Source organism: Microbispora sp. H11081 (genome assembly GCF_012999535.1).
Taxonomy (GTDB): domain Bacteria; phylum Actinomycetota; class Actinomycetes; order Streptosporangiales; family Streptosporangiaceae; genus Microbispora.
Window position 1 is genome coordinate 205,793 of record NZ_JABBWV010000005.1, and the last position, 18,804, is coordinate 224,596.

Sequence of the window (18,804 nt, forward strand, 5' to 3'; positions counted from 1 at the left end):
CCGTCAGTGGGTGGCCATGTCCACGAAGCGGCTGTAGTGGCCCTGGAAGGCCACCGTGACCGTGGCGGTCGGACCGTTACGGTGCTTGGCCACGATCAGGTCCGCCTCGCCCGCGCGCGGCGACTCCCGCTCGTACGCGTCCTCCCGGTGCAGCAGGATGACCATGTCGGCATCTTGCTCGATCGATCCCGATTCGCGTAGGTCTGACACCTGCGGGCGCTTGTCCGTACGCTGCTCGGGACCACGGTTGAGCTGGGAGATCGCGATGACCGGCACCTCCAGCTCCTTGGCCAGCAGCTTCAGGGCCCGGGAGAGCTCGGAGACCTCCTGCTGGCGGCTCTCGGTCTTCTTCGGCGAGCTCATCAGCTGGAGATAGTCGACGATGACGAACCGCAGGTCGTGACGCTGCTTGAGGCGGCGGCACTTCGCCCGGATCTCCATCATCGACATGTTCGGGGAGTCGTCGATGAACAGCGGCGCCTCGGCGACCTCGCCCATGCGGCGGGCCATCCGCGTCCAGTCGTCGTCGCTCATCGTGCCCGAGCGCATGGTGTGCAGCGCCACCCGCGCCTCGGCCGACAGCAGACGCATGGTGATCTCGTTGCGCGACATTTCAAGCGAGAAGACGACTGTGGTCATCCCATGCTTGATCGCCGCAGATCGGGCGAAATCCAGACCCAAAGTCGAGTTGTGCGTGGGGATGCATGACCTGCCGGCCAGATACATATGGTCGGCGTTGTCCACCTCCACACACCTCACCGGGACGGAAGACACCGGGCGAACATCCACGATGTAACGCACCCGCGTGGTCGGATGGGCCTTCGTCACCTGCCTGTCGGCCTTCCGCGCGAGCCGGAAGACCTTCTCCGCCGGAGTGAAGTTGATCATGTAGCAGGTGGACGACTTCGCGGTCCTGCCCTTGACGGGCTTCGTCCTCATCGTGGCCTTGTAGCCGAGGCTGAGCACAAGCTCCAGGGCGTCCTCCGCGAGCCTGCGGTTCGTCAGCGAGAGCTGCACCTGCCCGCCACGGTTCACATAACCGTCGGTGTCGAGGAGCCCGGCCAGCAGATCCCGCCGCTGGCGTTCGGATGCGCGCAGGTACGCCGCCGGAATGTGCTTGCCACCGAACACGCCGAGGCCGCGCAGGACCGCCTGCACGCTGCCGTGGTCGTCGCAATCCTGGCATCGCCACCGGCCTGACGAAGGCTTGCCACAGTCGACGCAGCTCGGCGGGGCCACGGAAGTCATCACGGAGCTCGCCATGTCCGCACAGGACCGTCCGCACACCCGCATCTGAGGGGTCTTGGGCATGAAAAGCGCTCCGCAGACGACGCAGGGACGCTCCGGCTCGGGAAGCTTCAGCGCATAGGCGATGCCTGTGCTCAGCTGGTCCACTCGCAGGCCCTCGGACTCGAGCTGGGCGACGATCTCGGGCTCGACGGTCGTGATCATCGCGCGGTCGCTGTGGCCGTCCCCGAGCCAGACGCCCAGAGCGTACGGCGAGAGGGGCAGCTCCCGCTCGGGCAGGTCGAACGCCTCCGCGACGGCCACAGCGTGGTTCGGGCGGTTGCCCGACGAGGCGCAGCGCAAAGTCGCGGCGATCTGCTCGGTGGTCACGACGTCGCCGCGGATGGCGGTCGTGGCCGCGTTCCTCGGCTTGCGCACGTGCTCGTTCAGGCTCTCGAAGAGCCGCCTGCGCGAGTACACGGGCGTGTTCCAGACATAGCTACGGGCCGGGCCGTTCACCGGGCGGGGCGCCTTCCCCGCCGATCCGACCACGCGCTCCACCGTGTGCAGCACGTTGCGGAACTGCGAGCCCACGACGGCCAGCGCCTCCCGATGAGTGATGAGCTCGTCGGGAAGCGTCAGAGCCGCGGCGTTGGCGTCCTCCACCTTCCGCAGCGCGGCGGAGGACCAGTAATGGCTTGTTCTGCTCTCCGAGCGCTGCCGGCGGCCGGCCCGCGTGCTCGTACGCCACTGGTGCTGGGCGTCGGCCACGATGACCGTGCCGTCGCTGAACTCGACCTCGTAGCAGGGCCTGTCCACCATGACGTCCGTGGCCGCCACGACACGCGTCGGGCGTCCGTCGGCGCCGATGAGATGGTCACCGACCTCCACCTCGCCCATCGTGGTCCACCCATCGGGGGTGGGCAGCGGTGTGTCGAGGGCCAACGCCTTTCCGATGGCAGGACGAGCGGCGACGACGATCATCTGTCCGGGGTGGAGGCCGTTCGTCAGGGCGTCGAGGTCCTGGAAGCCGGTGGGCACGCCGACCATCTGGCCGCCGCGGCTGCCGATGGCCTCGATCTCGTCCAGCGCCGCCGGCATGATCTCCGACAGCGGGAGATAGTCCTCCGAGGTGCGGCGCTCGGTGACCTTGTAGATCTCGGCCTGCGCGCGGTCGACCAGGTCGTCGACCTCCTCGCCCTGGCCGCCGTACCCGTAGGACACGATGCGGGTGCCGGCCTCGATGAGGCGGCGCAGGACGGCCTGCTCCCTGACGATCTTCGCGTAGTAGCCGGCGTTCGCGGCGGTGGGCACGATCGCGGTGAGCGTGTGCAGGTAGGCGCCGCCGCCGACCCTGGCGACCTCGCCGCGCTTCTGCAACTCGTCGAAGACGGTCACGGAGTCCGCGGGCTCGCCCCGGCCGTACAGGTCGGTGATCACCTCGAAGACGATCTGGTGGGCCGGCCGGTAGAAGTCGTCGGCGCGCAGCACCTCGATGACGTCGGCGATGGCATCCTTGGACAGCAGCATGCCGCCCAGCACCGACTGCTCGGCCTCGATGTTGTGCGGCGGCGTCCGCTCGAACATCGCGTCCGAGCCTCCCGGTCCCCCCGGGAAGTCGAGCACGCTCACCTCACACCCCCTGCCCGGTGGTCACAGCATCACCAGTCCGGTGCGCAAGTCTCCCCAAGCACAGGGGTGAGGAGCAACTTGACCAGTGGACAACCCTGTGGACAACGTGTGCAGTCCGTACGTGGGACATGTGAAAACCCTGGGGACGAGCCTGTGGACAGAGATGTGGCCGCGTCGTGGAAGTCCTCTCTCACCTGGGATTTCGATATCCACGGCCTGTGGAAGGAAGAAAGTCGCGGAAGTTCTCGATACCGAACGAGCATGACTCCGTAAGCCGCAAAATAGGTTTATGCCTCTTACCTCGGGATCCGGACACGGCCGCGCCCACGACAGGGAGATCCTCCGGCTCGCGATCCCGGCATTCGGGGCACTGGTGGCCGAGCCGCTGTTCCTGCTCACCGACTCCGTCATCGTCGGCCACCTCCCCGATCCTGCGCTCGGCGCTCTCGGCGTCGCCAGCGCGGCCCTGTCCGCTCTCGTCGGGCTGTGCGTGTTCCTCGCGTACGCCACCACCGCCGCGGTGGCGCGGAGGCTGGGGGCGGGAGACGTCAGGCAGGCGATGCGCCAGGGGATGGACGGCCTGTGGCTGGCCGCGATCATCGGCCTGGCCGTCAGCGTGGCGTGCTGGCCTCTTGCTCCGTTTATCGTACACCTGTTCGGAGCGACCGGCCAGCTCGCCGCGCAGGCCGTCACCTACCTGCGCATCAGCCTCCTGGGCATCCCCGCCATGCTGCTGATCTTCGCCGGCACCGGAGTCCTGCGCGGGCTGCAGGACACCCGCACGCCGCTGCTCGTGTCCGTCGCGTCGTTCGCGCTCAACGGGCTGCTCAACATCTGGTTCGTGCTCGGCCTGGGCTGGGGGCTCGCCGGCTCCGCCTGGGGCACGGTCATCGCCCAGTCCCTGGCCGCCGCCACCTACCTCGTCATCGTCGTGCGGGCCGCCCGCGCGCACGGGGCCTCGCTGCTGCCCGACCTCGCCGGGGTGCGGGCCGCGGGCGCCGCCGGGTTCGCCCTGGTCGTCCGTACGGCATGCCTGCAGGCCGTGCTGCTCGTCGCCACCTCGCTCGCCACGCGGATGGGCGACGACCAGATCGGCGCGCACACGATCGCCGTCCGGATCTGGACGTTCCTCGCCTTCGCCCTCGACGCCATCGCCATCGCGGGGCAGGCCATCACGGGCCGCGCGCTGGGCTCGGGCGACACCGTCGGCACCCGGGCGGCCACCCGGCGCATGGTCATGTGGGGCGTCGCCTGCGGAGTCGTCTTCTGCGCCGCCGTCCTGCTGGCGCGCCCGCTCGTCCCCGGCCTGTTCGACGCGCACGGCGAGGCCGCCGCCGAACTGCTGGCCGTACTGTGGCCGGTCGCGCTCCTGCAGCCGGTCGCGGGCGTCGTGTTCGTGCTGGACGGGGTCCTCATCGGGGCCGGAGACCAGCGCTACCTCGCCTGGGCGGGCCTGTGGACGACGCTGGCCTATCTGCCGTTCGCCGCCGTCGCCGGCAGCCTCGTCGGCCTGTGGGTCGCGCTCGGCGCGTGGATGGCCGCCCGGCTCGTCACGCTCTCCCTGCGCGCGTACGGCACCGCCTGGATGGTCACCGGGGCGTCCCGGACGACCGCCTGACGTCACATGCGGCGGGCCTCGAGCACGCGCTGGAGGAACGCACGGGTGCGGGGGTGCTCGGGCGCGCTGAAGATCTGCTCGGGCGGGCCGCTCTCCAGCAGCACGCCGCCTTCGAGGAAGCACACGGTGTCGGCGATGTCGCGGGCGAAGCCCATCTCGTGGGTGGCCAGGATCATCGTCATCCCGGTCTCCTTGAGCTCGCGGATCACGCCGAGCACCTCGGTGACCAGCGTGGGGTCGAGCGCGGAGGTGACCTCGTCGAGCAGCAGCAGGCGGGGGTCGGTCGCGACCGCGCGGATGACCGCCACCCGCTGCTGCTGGCCGCCGGACAGGCGGTCGGGATACTCCCCCGCCTTGTCGGCCAGCCCGAACCGGTCGAGCAGCTCCCGCGCCCTGGCCTCGGCCTCCTCCGGCCGCACGCCGTGCACCTTGCGGGGCGCGAGCGTGATGTTGTCGAGCACGGTCATGTGCGGGAACAGGTTGTACGCCTGGAACACCATGCCGATGCGGCGGCGCACGTCGTCCGCGTCCGCCCGCACGTCGGTGATCTCCACGCCGTCCAGGTGGATCGCGCCGTCGTCGATCGTCTCCAGCAGGTTGACGCAGCGCAGCAGCGTCGACTTGCCCGAGCCGGACGCCCCGATCAGGCAGACCACCTCGTGCGGCGCGACCTCCAGGTCGATTCCGCGCAGCACGCTCAGCCCGTGGTAATGCTTCCAGACGCCCTCGATCGTGAGCAGGCTCATGCCGTGCCGCCTCCCGTCTGCCGCCGGGCGATCCGCGTGGCGAGATGGTCGGTGAACCGCGCGAGCGGCACCGTCAGCCCGATGAACAGCAGCGCGGCGACCAGGTAGGGCGTGTAGTTGAAGGAAGAGGCGACGTGAATCTGCGCCTGCCGCAGCGCCTCCAGCGGGCCCAGCACGGAGACCAGCGCGCTGTCCTTCTGCAGGGACACGAAGTCGTTGAGCAGCGGCGGGGCCACCCGGCGCACGGCCTGCGGCAGCACCACGTGGCGCATGGTCTGGCCGTGGCTCAGCGCCAGCGACCGCGCCGCCGCCCGCTGGCTGGGGTGCACCGACTCGATGCCCGCCCGGAACACCTCCGCGACGTAGGCCCCGTAGGACAGCACGAGCGCGATGATGCCGAGCGTGACCGGGTCGCTCGGTGTGCCCTGCAACTGGAGCGCCGGGATGCCGAAGCCGACCAGGTAGATGAGCAGGATGGTCGGGATGCCGCGGAAGACGTCGGTGTAGAGCACGGCCAGCGCGCGCAGCGGGAAGAACACCGGCGAGCGCAGGCCGCGCACCAGCGCGACGAGGAGCCCCACCACCAGGATGAACACCTCGGCGATGAGGAAGATCTTGATGTTGAGCAGGAACCCGCGCAGCACGTCGGGCAGCGCGTCGACGAACGCCTGGGGGCTGAAGAACAACTCCTGAACCCGCGGCCACCCCGGCGACGAGGTGATCCCGGCGACCAGGGCGACCATCACGACGATCGTGGACGCGGTGGCGACCGAGACCGACCGCCGCCCACGGGCGCGCAGCTCCGCCTCCCGGCGGAGCTGCCGCTCGCTCTTCACCCACACAGGCTCCGCCCGCTCGGCGTCTCCCGTCGGCACGGGTGAGCCGGCGGATTGCCCGTCGGTCACTTCAGCTCCGGCGCGCCGGCGGCGGCGGTCAGCCACTGGCTCTCGATCTGCGCCAGCTCACCGGACGACTTGAGCTCGCCGAGCGCCTTGTCGACGCAGCTCACCAGCGGGCTGCCCTTCTGGAACAGCAGGCCGAACTCCTCCGGCTCGCCGCTGTTGGCCGCGAACTGACCGACGATCTTCGAGCCCTCCACCTGGGCTGCGGTGACGTAGAAGGCGGTCGGCAGGTCGACGACGATGGCGTCGATCTGCTTGTTCTTCAGCGCGTTGACCGCGTCGACCTGCTGGTTGTACACGCTCGGATCCTTGCCGGGCTGGATGACCGACCGCACCGCCTCCAGCGCGGTCGTGCCGGCCTGGACGCCGATCTTGGCGTCCTTGAGCTCGGCGAGGCTCGTGGCGGAGGCGAACTTCGTGCCGCCGAGCGCCACCACGCCCTGCTTGACCGTGTAGTAGCCCTGGCTGAAGTCGACGGCCTTGGCCCTGCTCGGGGTGATCGAGATCTGGTTGACGTCGAAGTCGAACTGCTTCGGCCCCGGCGCGAACGACGAGTCGAACGGCACGACCGTCCAGGCGACCTCGTCCCTGGTGAAGCCCAGCTTCCCGGCCACCGCGTAGGCGACGGCGCTCTCGAAGCCCTGCCCGTTGGCGGGGTCGTCCTCCTTGAACCACGGCTCGTACGCGGGCTTGTCGGTGCCGATCGTGAGCTTGCCCGGAGTGGTGAGCTTCAGGCTCTCCTTCGCGCACACGTCGGCCGCCGCGGAGCCGGCGGCGCTCGGGGCGCCGCTCGCGGAGGTGGAGGTGTCGTTCGCCGGCGCGCAGGCGGCCGCCGCCAGCACGAGGGCGCCGGACGCCAGCAGGAGAGTAGGACGGCGCATAACAGCCTCCATCAGGGGGACTATCCACGAAATCCGCTAAATCGGACGGCAAGATACTAGCGTTCCGTATAACCCGCGTTTACCTGGGGGGAATCTTCGTCTCTCCCCTGCGGGCAAGGATCGCGAAGGGCCCCTCCCCGGCGAGCGGAGAGGGGCCCTCGACGAACTGCGGCGGGTGTCAGCCCGCGACCACCTCGATGTTGACGGTGGCGGCGACCTCCGGGTGGAGCCGGACGCTCACCTTGTGGGTGCCGACGCTCTTGATCGCGTTGCCGATCTCGATGCGACGGCGGTCGAGCTGCGGACCGCCCGCGGCCTTGACGGCGTCGGCGATGTCGCCGGTCGTGACCGAGCCGAACAGCCGGCCCGAGTCGCCCGCGCGGGTCTTGAGCTGCACCTTGAGCGCGCCGAGCTGGCCGGCGACCTCCTTGGCCGCACCCAGGTCGCGGATCTCACGGTTGGCCCGCGCCTTCTTCAGCGAGGCGACCTGCGACTCGGCGCCGCGGGTCCAGCGGATCGCGAAGCCGCGGGGAATGAGGTAGTTGCGGCCGTAGCCGTCCTTGACCTCGACGATGTCGCCAGGGGCGCCGAGGCCGGAGACCTCAGTGGTGAGGATGAGCTTCATTGTCCTGAGTCTCCTTTCTCAGCGCGCGGTGCTCGTGTACGGCAGCAGGGCCATCTCACGAGCGTTCTTGATAGCGGTCGCCACGTCGCGCTGGTGCTGGGTGCAGTTGCCCGTCACCCGGCGGGCACGGATCTTGCCGCGGTCGGAGATGAACTTCCGCAGCAGCCCCGTGTCCTTGTAGTCGACGTAGGAGATCTTGTCGTGGCAGAAAAGGCAAACCTTCTTTTTAGGCTTGCGGATTGCCGGCTTCGCCATCGTGGTGCTCCTCTCAGAGCCCCGCATGAAGCGGGAATGGTCGCTCGGTTGTGATTACGGTTGGTGGGATCCGGAAGGGTCCCAGGACCTCAGAAGGGCGGCTCGTCGCTGAAGTCGCCGCCGAAGCCGCCACCGCCCTGCTGCTGGCCGCCGAAGCCGCCACCGCCACCGCCACCGGAGCCGTAGCCCCCCTGCGGAGCGGGCGCCGCGGTCGCCCACGGGTCGTTGGCCGGGCCACCGAAGCCGCCGCCACCGCCCTGGCGCGAGGTCTTGTTGACCTTCGCCGTGGCGTTGCGCAGCGAGGGGCCGACCTCGTCGACCTCGACCTCGTAGACCGTGCGCTTCTCGCCTTCCTTGGTCTCGTACGACCGTTGGCGCAGCCGTCCCTGCACGATCACCCGCATGCCGCGCTGGAGGCTCTCGGCGACGTTCTCCGCCGCCTGCCGCCAGACGTTGCAGGTGAGGAACAGGCCCTCGCCGTCTTTCCACTCGTTGGTCTGCTTGTCGAGGAACCGCGGAGTGGACGCGATGCGGAACCGGGCCACGGCCTGCCCCGTCGGGGTGAAGCGCAGCTCCGGGTCGTCGACAAGGTTGCCGACGATGGTGATCTGTGTGTCGCCTGCTGCCATCGGTCGCTTTCGCCTTCCTATCCCGTCAGCTGAGCCGTCAGAGGCTCAGAGTACGGCCCGGGCCCGACAAACCGCCGGGCTTCGGGTTCTGCCAGTGGAGCTCAGTGAAGCTCGGGGCGGATGACCTTGGTGCGGAGGATGCCCTCGTTCAGGTTGAGCTGGCGGTCCAGCTCCTTCACGGTGGCGGGCTCGGCGGTCAGGTCGACCACGGCGTAGATGCCCTCGGACTTCTTGGCGATGTCGTAGGACAGGCGGCGACGGCCCCAGACGTCGACCTTCTCCACGGTGCCACCGTCGTTGCGTACGACGGTGAGGAACTGGTCGAGCGACGGCTGCACAGTGCGCTCGTCGAGGGACGGGTCGAGAATGACCATCATCTCGTAGCGACGCATGAGTGATCCAACCTCCTCTGGACTCTTGCGGTCACGACACCTTGCCGTGACAGGAGGACCCTGCGCTCCGGCCGGGCGGTGATGCCCCCGGCCCATATCAGACGCAGTCGAACAAGGCTACCAGCCCCTTGGCCTCGCCCGTTCCGAAGAGTGAAACTGGAGGTCGGAGAGGGGGAGGCGCTATGTCAGACACCATCGGCAGGAAGAGAAGGCACCCCGTCCACCTCACGTTGAACACGGACGGCAGGCCGCATCCGGCGGAGAACGCGATGACTATCGCGACGCTGGTATGCGGCCTGGTGGCGTTCGTCACGGGCTTCATCGTGATGGCTCACATGATCGCGTCGTGGATCGGCGCGATCGGGTTCTGGGGCGGGCTCTACGCCCAGTTCGTCTCGTCGACCACCAGACAGCGCGCGCTGATCATCGTGGGGGTCGTGGCGTCGTTCGTGGGCGCCGCGCTGGGGATCGCGCACGGCGGCTTCTTCCCCCGCGGGTTCTCCCTGCGCGGCTGAACAGCGGCTGAGCGGCGGCTGGGGAGCGGCTAAGGAGCGGCTGAGTGCCGGCCGCTCAGCCGCCGATGTGCAGGTCGACGCCGAGCAGCACGAGGAACCACAGGAAGACCGCGATCAGGGCCTGGGCGACCTGCCTGAGGAGGGTGGGGGTGATGTAGTCGTGAACCCAGGCCACGTAGAGGCCGACGAGGATGTAGATGAGAAGGAGGAAGCTGCCTAAGCGATATCTCATGCTCGTCTCCTTGACGACGAAGTAGTATCGCGCGCGGGTTCTGGGGGCGCGTGAGACGCGACTGCCCTGATTCGCGCCCCTGAAACAGCGAGTCCTCTTGAAACGCTCTTGGAGAGCGCCTAGAGTTCGCCCTTCGCTCGGCGGCCCCCCTTCTCATCCAGGCAAGCAGTGTTGGAGGAACGGCATGGACAGCCACATCGGCGCCCGCCCGCGGATCGGGGCCCACGTCGACCAGGACGACCCGCTCGCGCACGCGGCCGCCCGCGACGCCGACGTGGTGCAGTTCTTCCTCGGCGATCCACAGGGGTGGAAGAGCCCGGTGACGCCCGCCACCGCCGACGCCCTGCGCGCCTCGGACGTGGACGTCTACGTGCACGCGCCGTACGTCATCAACGTGGCCACGGCGAACAACCGCATCCGAATCCCGAGCCGCAAGCTGCTCGACTCCCACCTCAAGGCGGCGGCGGCCATCGGCGCCAAGGGCCTGATCGTCCACGGCGGGCACGTCAACGCGGGCGACGACCCCCAGGTCGGCTACGACAACTGGCGCAAGGTCTTCGAGCGCACCGAGTGCCCGATCCCCGTGCTGATCGAGAACACGGCCGGCGGCGGCAACGCGATGGCGCGCAAGCTGGAGCGCATCGCCCGGCTGTGGGACGCGGTGACGGCCGGCGCCCCCGACCCCTCCGTCGTCGGCTTCTGCCTGGACACCTGCCACTTCCACGCGGGCGGCGAGGAGCTCGCCGGGCTCGTGGAGCGGGTGATGGCGATCACCGGCCGCATCGACCTCGTCCACTGCAACGACTCGCGGGACGCCTTCGACTCCGGCGCGGACCGGCACGCCAACCTCGGCAGCGGGCAGATCGACCCCGAGTCGATCCTGGAGGTCTGCCGGACGGCCGGGGCGCCGATCGTGGTGGAGACGCCGTTCGAGGGCCAGGCCGACGACATCGCGTACCTCCGCAAGCACCTGTAGTCGCCGTCCACAGCCTGTGGACAACTCTGCGGATTGAGAACCTCAGGCGGTGGGTACCGCTGCCTGGACGTTCCATTCCCCCCGCACCCGCCGGGGCTCGCGCGTGGCGCGCCACAGCTGCGCGTACGACGTGACCGCCGCGGCGAGGACGACGAGGTTGCGCACCACCAGCATGAGCGTCCCCGGCAACCTGCCGCTCCAGCTGTAGTCCAGCTCCATCCAGGGATACATGATCCCCGTCAGCAGGGCGGCGACCATGACGAGCACGGCGGCCGGCCGCTGCGTCGGCCCGTGCCCGTCCTGCCGCGCCGACAGGATGACGGCGGCGACCGCGACCACCCACACCAGATACTGCGGCGACAGCACCCGGCTGGTGGCGACCAGGAAGAGCACGGTGGTGAGCGCGGCGTCGTGGTACGTCCGTGGGCTCGGCGCCGCGCGCAGCCACCACAGGCCGACCAGCGCCAGCGCCGCGGGCGTGGCGGCCAGGCTCAGCAGCGCCACGGCGTGCGCGCCGGGGCCCACGACCTCCATCGCGCCGTGCCTGTAGGTGGTGTGGCCGCCCCACCAGCCGAGGGCCCTGGCGAGCGCGAACGGCGTGGCGGCCAGCGACTCGATCTGCAGGCCCCGCTCCTCCTGCGCGGTCAGGAAGTCCAGCGCGTGCGGCACGGTCAGGGCGGTCACACCGCACCCCGCCACGGCGACGCAGAACGCGGCTCCGGACGCGGTCAGCAGTTCGCGCCACCGCCGCAGACCGGCGAGCAGCGCGACCGGCCACGCCTTCACCAGGAGGCCGACGCCGATGAGCGAGCCGCGCACCGCGGGGCCGGCCGGCGTCGTCAGCGCCAGCACCGCCACGAGCGTGACCATCAGGTCGTACCTGGCGAGGAGCACCGGGCCGAGCAGGGCAGCGCCGATGGTCCACGCCCACGGGCCCGTACGGCCGCCGCCGCGCGCACCCGCCGATCGTGAGACGGAGAACCGCCACAGCAGGAGCAGGATCGCGAGGTCGCACAGCAGCGCCAGCAGGGCGAAGGCGAGGTGGTAGTCCAGCGGCAGCAGACGGGGGGCGAGCAGCGGCAGCGCCGCGAACGGCGGGTACTGCCACTTCTCGTCGCCCTCGGGGAACTCCCCCTGGATCAGGACGTCGGACCACCGGCGGTAGAGCGTGACGTCGTTCGTGAAGGCCTCGCCGTGCGCCGTGGCGACGATCTGGGTGGCGACGAGGAGGAACGTCCCCCGGGTCGCCGCCCAGACCAGCAGCAGGAGCCATGGCGGCCTCCGGCGCATCGCCGTCTCCCCCGTTCGTCGCACACTCTCACGCGACGTTACGCGATGCCTCCGCTCGGGCGGCTTCCTGCCGCGCCGAGACGGGCGCCAAATCCGATGTAAGTTTCAGGGCTCACACGGTCTCCGGCTGCTGCCGCGCGCCCCGCGCGAGGAGCGAACGGCGCAGCACGAGACGGTCCTCCGCGCCGTCGAAGACCCCGCCTGACGGGTCGTCGGCGTCCTCCTGGCGTACGACGTCGTGCTCGGGCCGCAGGATGTCGCGGACGACGAGCGCCATGAGGACGGCGATGGTCAGCGCCCGGGCCCAGACCGACAGGAAGTACGGGTTGTCGCCGATGCCGAGGACGGGGTCGCCCGTCTGGGTGACCAGGTAGAGCCAGATCGAGAAGAAGTACCAGACCTCCGCGACCTGCCAGGCGGCGATCGCCCCCCACCTGGGCCTGGCCAGCACCGCGAACGGCACCAGCCACAGGACGTACTGCGGCGACCACACCTTGTTCGTGATCATGAAGGCGGCCAGGGCGAGGAAGCACAGCTGCATCAGGCGCGGCCGGCGCGGCGCGGCGAGCGCCAGCACGGCGACGCCCAGCAGCAGCACCGCCAGCGCGGCCATGGCCATGGTGTTCAGCTTCTCAGGGTCGCCGAGAAAGGCCAGGAAACCGGGCCTTTCCATGCCGAACCACTCGGTCTTCTGGAAGAAGAACCACAGCCCGCCCCAGTCGGCGCCGCGCTCACTGCTGAAGGCGTAGAACCGCTTCCAGCCGTCGAAGTTGACCAGCATGATCGGCACGTTCACCAGCAGCCACGTGGCCGCCGCCGCGGCCGCGGTCTTCAGGAACGGCACCCACTTCGCCGTACGCGCGGTGAGCAGGAACAACGCGCCGAAGAACATGAGCGGGTAGAACTTCGTGGCCACGGCGAGTGCCAGCAGCACGCCCGCGAGCCACGGCCGTTGCCTGGCCCAGGCCAGCAGGCCGCCGAGCGCCAGCGCCCCCGCGACCAGGTCCCAGTTGATGTACGCGGTGAGGATGACGGCCGGGCCGATGGCGTACCAGAGCGCGTCCCAGCGGCGGGCCGGACCGGCCAGCGCGGCCGTCAGCAGCACGCCCACGACCAGCGAGATTCCCATCAGGGCCACGGTGATGTCGTAGAACACGACCCCGTCGCCGCCCGCGAGCCGGCGGGCGAACTCCATGATCCCGCCGATGCCGACCGGGTATTCGACGGGGTAGTCGACGTAGGGGATCATCCCCTCGTTGAGCTTCTCCGCCCAGAACAGCGGATAGATGTCGGTGTAGCAGAACTTCGTGAACTGCCCGACACCGCCGTTCCAGGCACCGTCGAACCGGCAGGGATATTTCCACAGGTACGCGAGAACGGCGCCGAGCCCCGCGAGAAGCCCAAGAGGCAGGTACGGCACCGCACGCGCGGCGACCCCGGGCATCGGGGCGGAGTCGTTCGTGGTCCGGGTCGTCATGCTCGGTATTGCACCATCCAACGCCTCGGATTGGCGACTCCGCGTATCGAAAGGGCCCGCGGCGGAGGTCGCCGCGGGCCCTTCTGGGGTGCCTGGCCGAGGCTCAGGCGCCGCCGCCGTTCTTGCCGTTGCCGGGCCCTGCGGGCATCGCGGCCGGGGGCCCGGCGGGGATGTTCAGCGGGACGTCGCCGCCTCCGGGGCCGCCGTCGTGGCCGCCCTGGCCCGGGTCGTCGCCGAAGCCCCTGCCGCCACCGCCGCCGTCGTCACATCCGGGGCCGCCGTCGAAGCAGCCGTCGTCGTCGAAGAAGTCGTTCGGGATGTCGTTGGGGAACCCGCCCTCGTCCGGATCCGGGCTGGGCGACGGCGTCGGGCTCGGCACGATGTTCTCCGGGGTGCCCAGCCCGGCCTTCTGCGGGAACTGCTCGACCGGCTTGCCCGTGTGCGCCTCCAGCATGAAGGTGCGCCAGATCGTGGTCGGCGGGCCGGCGCCCTCGAAGCCCAGCGACACCTCCTTGACATGGGTGTACGGGTTGTTGGGGCCGTACTTCTTGCTCTCTTTTCCGCCCGGCGTCTGCGGGCAGTTGGAGTACAGCGGCTGAACGATCTTTCCGCTCTTGGTGACGCACTGCTCGCGGTACATGCCCACCGCGACCGACAACTGCGGGGTGAAGCCGACGAACCAGGCTTCCTTCTCGTCGTTGTTGGTGCCGGTCTTGCCGGCGGCCGGGCGGCCGATGCCCTTGCCCGCCGCTGTGCCCGACTTGAGGACCTCCTCCATGGCCGCCACCGAGTCGGCCGCCGCCTCGGGCGTGATCACCTGCTTGACGTCGCGACGCTCGGCGAAGACGACATCCTTGTCCTTCCGGACCTCCTTGACCACGTGGTAGTCGATGTGCTTGCCCTCGTTCGCGAAGATCGAGTAGCCGGCGGCCTGCTCCACGGGGGTGACCCCGGCGCTGCCGATGGAGAACTGGTACTTGTGTTCCGCGATGTCCTTGTCCAGGCTCTCCTTGCTGAGCCCCGCATCCTCGGCGATCTGCTTCACCGCGGTGAGCTGCCCGATCGTGCCGTTCGCCTCGTCCAGCTTGTACGCCATGGACGCGAAGGCCGTGTTGATCGAGTGGGAGGTCGCGTAGATCGCGTTGATGGCGTTCGGCACCGAGTGGCCGTTGGTGATGCCCTTCTCGAAGCCCGGCAGCTTCTCCGGCACGGTCTCGTTTCCGGGCAGGTAGCTGTTCAGGCTGTAGCCCGCGTCGAGCCAGGCGGCCAGCACGTACGGCTTGAACGCCGAGGCGGCCTGCTTCCTGGACTGGAACGGCTCGTTCCAGGGGTCCTTCAGATAGTCGTTGCCGCCGTAGAAGGCGAGCACCCGCCCGGTCTTGGGATCCACCGCGGCCAGGCCGGCGTGGAACTCCTTGGACATGCCGGAGGTGGTGGCGAGGACCGCCTTCTTGGCGGCCTGCATGAGCCTTCTGTCGAAGGTCGAGACGATCTTGTAGCCGCCGCTCCTGACCTGGTCCGCGGACAGGTTCATGCGCGACCCGAGCTCGTTCATGACCTGGGTGATCATGTAGCCCCTGAGGCCGCCGTACTCGTCCCTGTTGTTCACCGGGACGGTCTTGGGGAACTTGGCCGTGCTCGGCAGCTTGCCGTACTTGGCCGGGTCGAGCTTCGCCATGGCGTTGACGACGTCCTTGAACCGGCTCTGCAACCGCGGGGAGTCGGCGTCCAGCGCGGGCGTCTGGATGCGCGCGGCGAGGTAGGCGCCCTGCTCCGGGGTGAGCTGGTCGACGTGCTTCTTGAAGTACGCCTGCGCGGCGGCCTCGATGCCGTACGCACGGCCGAAGGGCACCGTGTTGAGGTACTGCAGCAGGATCTGGTCCTTGGGCATCTCCTTGTCGAGCTTGACCGCGACGAAGATCTCCTTGATCTTCCGCTTGATGGAGACTTCCTGGCTGAGGCCGTCGTAGTAGTTGCGGGCCATCTGCTGGGTGATGGTCGAGGCGCCCTGGAGCTGCTGCCCGGTCGCGGTCATGTAGACCGATCGCATCATGCCGGTGATCGAGATGCCGCTGTCCGACCGGAAGGTGTCGTTCTCGATCGCGATGACCGCGTCCTGGACGTGCCGTGGCACCTTGTTGATGTCGTTCAGGATGACGCGGGGGGTGCCGACCTTGCCGATCACCGTCTTGCCGTCGTTGTAGTAGATGGTGCTGCCCTGGGCCACGGCCTCCGCCTGGGTCGCGGTCGGCGTCGGGGTGTTGGCGTACGCCACGGCGATCATGCCGAAGGTGCCGGCGGCGAGCACGGTGAAGGCCGCCACGAGGATCTTCCAGCTCGGCAGGAAACGCTTCCAGCCCCTGCGGCGCGGCTTCTCGTCGTCCTCGTCGAAGTCACCGAAGTCGCGCGGGTCCCGGGGACCGCGTCCGCCGGGCCCTTCCGGGCCGCCCGGGCCGCCCGGGCCGCCGGGGCCGCCGGGGCCACGGCCACCCCGGGCCTGGGGCCTGCGGCGGCGTCCGCCGGTCTGGATCGCCTCGGTGCTCTGCCCGTCCGCGTCCCCGCGACGACCGCCGGCCGGCATGCCCATCGCCTGGGTGCGCTCGTCCGCGCCGGGGCGGCCTGGACCGCCGAACCCCCCGGGGCCACCGGGACCGGCCGCGTAGCGCGGGTCGCGGCCGGGGTGTCCGCCGCCCATCGGCCCGCGAGGTCCCTGCTGAGGTCCTTGCTGAGGCCCCTGCGGGGCTCCCGGTGCGGGTCTGTGCGGCGGCTGGCCCGGGGGCACCGCGTTCATGGCCGCCGTGTCCTCGAAGGCCGCCGCCTCACGCCGGCGCTGCTCGGGTCCTGCGGACCGGGCGCCGCGGGGCGGCTGCGGGACCGGGCCCCTGCCGGGCTGTCTCGGCGGAGCGGGCTCGCCGTACTCGTCGGATTCCCGGGGCGAGCGACGACGGCGCCCAGGGCGGGATGATCCACCGGAGCCCGAGGCGTCCTCGGGACGGCCGGTCGGCTCCGGTCCATAGCTGCTGTTGGTCACGCGTCCTCGTCAGTGTTCGGAATTTGATCGACGTCGGCCGGCAGGCCGGCGGGCGGGGGGTCCTCCTGGAGGGGGAGGTCGCCTACGTAGAAGGGCCCGGGGGATCGGCTGTTCCGAGGACGAACGACACCGCCAGGTGGTTCCAGGAACAACTTTGGCAGACCTCTACCACGTAGACCCGGAATTCGCGGTATTCCCGGGCCATCGCGGTGAGCTCGGCCCGCCCTTTCGCCTGGCCCGCCGCTCGTCCTAACTCGTCCCCATATGCGTATGTGACGTTGGTCACGTTCGTCCGCTCACATATGGGGCAGACGCGACTGGTGGGCTCTCCGTGGAACCGAGCCGCGCGCAACAGATAAGGGTGGGCGTCGCACACGTCCCGTGCCCGTATGCGGCCGGTACGGACGGACTGCACGGCCGCCCGTTTTGCGAGGCCGTAATCCACGACCAACCGCTGTGACCACATACGGCCAGATTACGACCCTTTGCCAAATCTTGCCCAACCGTTGACCCGTTGCCATCTATGACAGCCCGACGTATCCTGCGGATGTATCGAGTCGATACATCGGTCGGACACCCAGGAGGTGGTTCCAGTGTCGGGTTCTCGTGGAGGCGTGCTGGAGCTCGCCGTCCTGGGATCGCTGCACGAGACACCGCTGCACGGGTACGAGCTGCGCAAACGGCTCAACACGCTGCTCGGCATGTTCCGTGCGTTCTCCTACGGCTCGCTGTATCCCTGCCTCAGAGGCCTGCTGAACGAAGGCCTCATCGCGGAGGAGGAGCCCCCTGAGGACACGGTCCTCGGCCGCAGGTCGAAGATCGTGTACAAGATCACGGCGGAGGGGAAGGAGCGGTTGCAGGAACTGCTCAGCCAGTCGGGCCCGTCCTCCTGGGAAGACGAGAGCTTCGGCATCCGCTTCGCCTTCTTCCGGCACACGGAGGCGGAGGTGCGCCTGCGCATCCTGGAGGGCCGCCGCAGCCGCCTGGAGGAACGTCTCGACCGTGTCCGCGAGGCTCTCGCGCGTACGAGAGAGCGCCTGGACAGCTACACCCTCGAACTCCAGCGCCACGGGCTGGAGTCGGTCGAGCGCGAGGTCCGCTGGCTCAACGAGCTGATCGACTCGGAACGACGGACCGGATCGGCTCCCGGCGGGGGGAGTCACCCCCCGGACCCCGCGCAAGCCGTGCAGGAAGAGACCCGAAGGGCGGACACGCCCGAGGCAGATAGGTAAAGGAGCGAGTGCTATGGGTTCGGTGCGCGTAGCCATCGTCGGTGTGGGCAACTGCGCCGCATCGCTGGTGCAGGGCGTCCACTACTACAGGGACGCGGATCCGGGCAGCCGTGTGCCGGGCCTCATGCACGTGCGATTCGGTGACTACCACGTCGGCGACGTGGAGTTCGTCGCGGCCTTCGACGTGGACGCCAAGAAGGTCGGCCGCGACCTGTCGGAGGCCCTCGTGGCCTCCGAGAACAACACGATCAAGATTTGCGACGTGCCACCGCTCGGCGTGACCGTGCAGCGCGGCCCGACGTTCGACGGGCTTGGCACCTACTACCGGGAGATCATCGAGGAGTCGGACGAGCAGCCGGTCGACGTGGTCCAGGCGCTCAAGGACGCCCGGGTCGACGTCCTGGTGTCCTATCTCCCCGTGGGCTCCGAGGAGGCCGACCGCTTCTACGCGCAGTGCGCGATCGACGCCAAGGTCGCCTTCGTCAACGCGCTGCCGGTCTTCATCGCCTCCGACCCGGAGTGGGCCGCGAAGTTCACCGAGGCCGGGGTCCCGATCGTGGGCGACGACATCAAGTCGCAGGTCGGCGCCACGATCACGCACCGCGTGCTGGCCAAGCTGTTCGAGGACCGCGGGGTCGAGTTGCTGCGCACCTACCAGCTCAACTTCGGCGGCAACATGGACTTCATGAACATGCTGGAGCGCAGCCGCCTCCAGTCCAAGAAGATCTCCAAGACCCAGTCGGTCACGTCGCAGATCCCGCACGAGATGTCCAAGGCCGACGTCCACATCGGCCCGTCGGACCACGTCCCGTGGCTGGACGACCGCAAGTGGGCCTACGTCCGCCTTGAGGGCAAGTCGTTCGGCGACACCCCGCTCAACCTGGAGTACAAGCTCGAGGTCTGGGACTCGCCCAACTCGGCCGGCATCATCATCGACGCGGTCCGCGCGGCGAAGATCGCCCTCGACCGGGGCATCGGCGGCCCGCTGCTGTCGCCCTCGTCCTACTTCATGAAGTCGCCGCCGGAGCAGTACTCCGACGACGTCGCCCGCGAGGCCGTAGAGAAGTTCATCCGCGGCGAGGCCGAGCGCTGACGTCCGCCGGCCACGGCGCGTCCCGCCCCGGCTCCGTCGATCGGACCGGGG

18 protein-coding genes are annotated in these 18,804 nt (G+C 69.4%); 5 read left to right on the plus strand and 13 right to left on the minus strand.

All coding sequences use genetic code 11. From position 1 onward, the window contains the following. Window positions 1-3 precede the first annotated feature (3 nt). Window positions 4-2,859 (minus strand): replicative DNA helicase, encoded by a 2,856-nt coding sequence (dnaB, locus tag HHX31_RS15840; RefSeq protein ID WP_396711080.1) that lies wholly within the window; start codon window positions 2,857-2,859, stop codon window positions 4-6. Between the two features lie 289 nt (window positions 2,860-3,148). Between dnaB and HHX31_RS15845 the strand changes: the two genes are divergently transcribed. Next, window positions 3,149-4,477 (plus strand): MATE family efflux transporter, encoded by a 1,329-nt coding sequence (locus tag HHX31_RS15845; RefSeq protein ID WP_169949040.1) that lies wholly within the window; start codon window positions 3,149-3,151, stop codon window positions 4,475-4,477. Window positions 4,478-4,479: 2 nt separating this feature from the next. On the opposite strand, the gene HHX31_RS15850 is transcribed toward HHX31_RS15845, so the two are convergent. The 7 genes from HHX31_RS15850 to rpsF form a co-directional block, all read right to left on the minus strand. Further along, window positions 4,480-5,223 carry an amino acid ABC transporter ATP-binding protein gene (locus tag HHX31_RS15850; protein WP_169949041.1) on the minus strand — a complete coding sequence of 248 codons (744 nt, stop codon included), beginning with the start codon at window positions 5,221-5,223 and terminating at the stop codon, window positions 4,480-4,482. After that, on the minus strand, window positions 5,220-6,128 hold the full coding sequence (locus HHX31_RS15855; protein ID WP_311931817.1) for an amino acid ABC transporter permease: 909 nt from the start codon (window positions 6,126-6,128) through the stop codon (window positions 5,220-5,222). The genes HHX31_RS15850 and HHX31_RS15855 overlap by 4 nt, the downstream gene beginning before the upstream one ends. After that, window positions 6,125-7,006: an ABC transporter substrate-binding protein gene (locus HHX31_RS15860; RefSeq protein WP_169949043.1), complete on the minus strand. Its 882-nt coding sequence runs from the start codon at window positions 7,004-7,006 to the stop codon at window positions 6,125-6,127. The genes HHX31_RS15855 and HHX31_RS15860 overlap by 4 nt, the downstream gene beginning before the upstream one ends. Before the next feature lie 178 nt (window positions 7,007-7,184). Beyond that, window positions 7,185-7,631: a 50S ribosomal protein L9 gene (rplI, locus tag HHX31_RS15865; RefSeq protein WP_169949044.1), complete on the minus strand. Its 447-nt coding sequence runs from the start codon at window positions 7,629-7,631 to the stop codon at window positions 7,185-7,187. A gap of 18 nt (window positions 7,632-7,649) precedes the next feature. Further along, window positions 7,650-7,886 (minus strand): 30S ribosomal protein S18, encoded by a 237-nt coding sequence (rpsR, locus tag HHX31_RS15870; RefSeq protein ID WP_030508621.1) that lies wholly within the window; start codon window positions 7,884-7,886, stop codon window positions 7,650-7,652. A gap of 89 nt (window positions 7,887-7,975) precedes the next feature. Further along, complete coding sequence (locus HHX31_RS15875) at window positions 7,976-8,515, minus strand: single-stranded DNA-binding protein (RefSeq protein ID WP_169949045.1); 540 nt, start codon at window positions 8,513-8,515, stop codon at window positions 7,976-7,978. Window positions 8,516-8,616: 101 nt separating this feature from the next. After that, on the minus strand, window positions 8,617-8,907 hold the full coding sequence (gene rpsF, locus HHX31_RS15880) for a 30S ribosomal protein S6 (RefSeq protein WP_030508619.1): 291 nt from the start codon (window positions 8,905-8,907) through the stop codon (window positions 8,617-8,619). Window positions 8,908-9,089: 182 nt separating this feature from the next. Here rpsF and HHX31_RS15885 point away from each other — a divergent pair, with 182 nt between their 5' ends. Beyond that, complete coding sequence (locus tag HHX31_RS15885; RefSeq protein WP_169949046.1) at window positions 9,090-9,422, plus strand: hypothetical protein; 333 nt, start codon at window positions 9,090-9,092, stop codon at window positions 9,420-9,422. A 55-nt stretch (window positions 9,423-9,477) separates the two neighbouring features. Here the strand turns inward: HHX31_RS15885 and HHX31_RS15890 are convergent, their stop codons facing one another. Next, a complete protein-coding gene (locus HHX31_RS15890; protein ID WP_169949047.1) occupies window positions 9,478-9,654 on the minus strand; it encodes a hypothetical protein in 177 nt (58 codons plus the stop codon). 184 nt (window positions 9,655-9,838) lie between these two features. Here HHX31_RS15890 and HHX31_RS15895 point away from each other — a divergent pair, with 184 nt between their 5' ends. Then, window positions 9,839-10,630, plus strand: a complete 792-nt coding sequence (locus HHX31_RS15895) for a deoxyribonuclease IV (protein ID WP_169949048.1) — start codon at window positions 9,839-9,841, stop codon at window positions 10,628-10,630. Between the two features lie 42 nt (window positions 10,631-10,672). Here HHX31_RS15895 and HHX31_RS15900 read toward each other — a convergent pair whose 3' ends face one another. The 4 genes from HHX31_RS15900 to HHX31_RS15915 all read right to left on the minus strand — a co-directional run bounded on the left by HHX31_RS15900 (window position 10,673) and on the right by HHX31_RS15915 (window position 16,894). Then, entirely contained in the window at window positions 10,673-11,920 is a 1,248-nt protein-coding gene (locus HHX31_RS15900) for a glycosyltransferase 87 family protein (protein ID WP_169949049.1), read from the minus strand. 112 nt (window positions 11,921-12,032) lie between these two features. Beyond that, window positions 12,033-13,397, minus strand: coding sequence for a glycosyltransferase family 87 protein (locus HHX31_RS15905; protein WP_169949050.1), 1,365 nt, complete (start codon window positions 13,395-13,397; stop codon window positions 12,033-12,035). A 103-nt stretch (window positions 13,398-13,500) separates the two neighbouring features. Further along, complete coding sequence (locus HHX31_RS15910) at window positions 13,501-16,092, minus strand: transglycosylase domain-containing protein (protein ID WP_169949051.1); 2,592 nt, start codon at window positions 16,090-16,092, stop codon at window positions 13,501-13,503. A 418-nt stretch (window positions 16,093-16,510) separates the two neighbouring features. Next, window positions 16,511-16,894 (minus strand): DUF5318 family protein, encoded by a 384-nt coding sequence (locus tag HHX31_RS15915; RefSeq protein WP_169949052.1) that lies wholly within the window; start codon window positions 16,892-16,894, stop codon window positions 16,511-16,513. 127 nt (window positions 16,895-17,021) lie between these two features. Between HHX31_RS15915 and HHX31_RS15920 the strand changes: the two genes are divergently transcribed. Beyond that, on the plus strand, window positions 17,022-17,660 hold the full coding sequence (locus HHX31_RS15920) for a helix-turn-helix transcriptional regulator (protein WP_169949053.1): 639 nt from the start codon (window positions 17,022-17,024) through the stop codon (window positions 17,658-17,660). A gap of 13 nt (window positions 17,661-17,673) precedes the next feature. Then, window positions 17,674-18,753, plus strand: coding sequence for an inositol-3-phosphate synthase (locus HHX31_RS15925; protein WP_169949054.1), 1,080 nt, complete (start codon window positions 17,674-17,676; stop codon window positions 18,751-18,753). The last annotated feature ends 51 nt before the right edge of the window (window positions 18,754-18,804 follow it).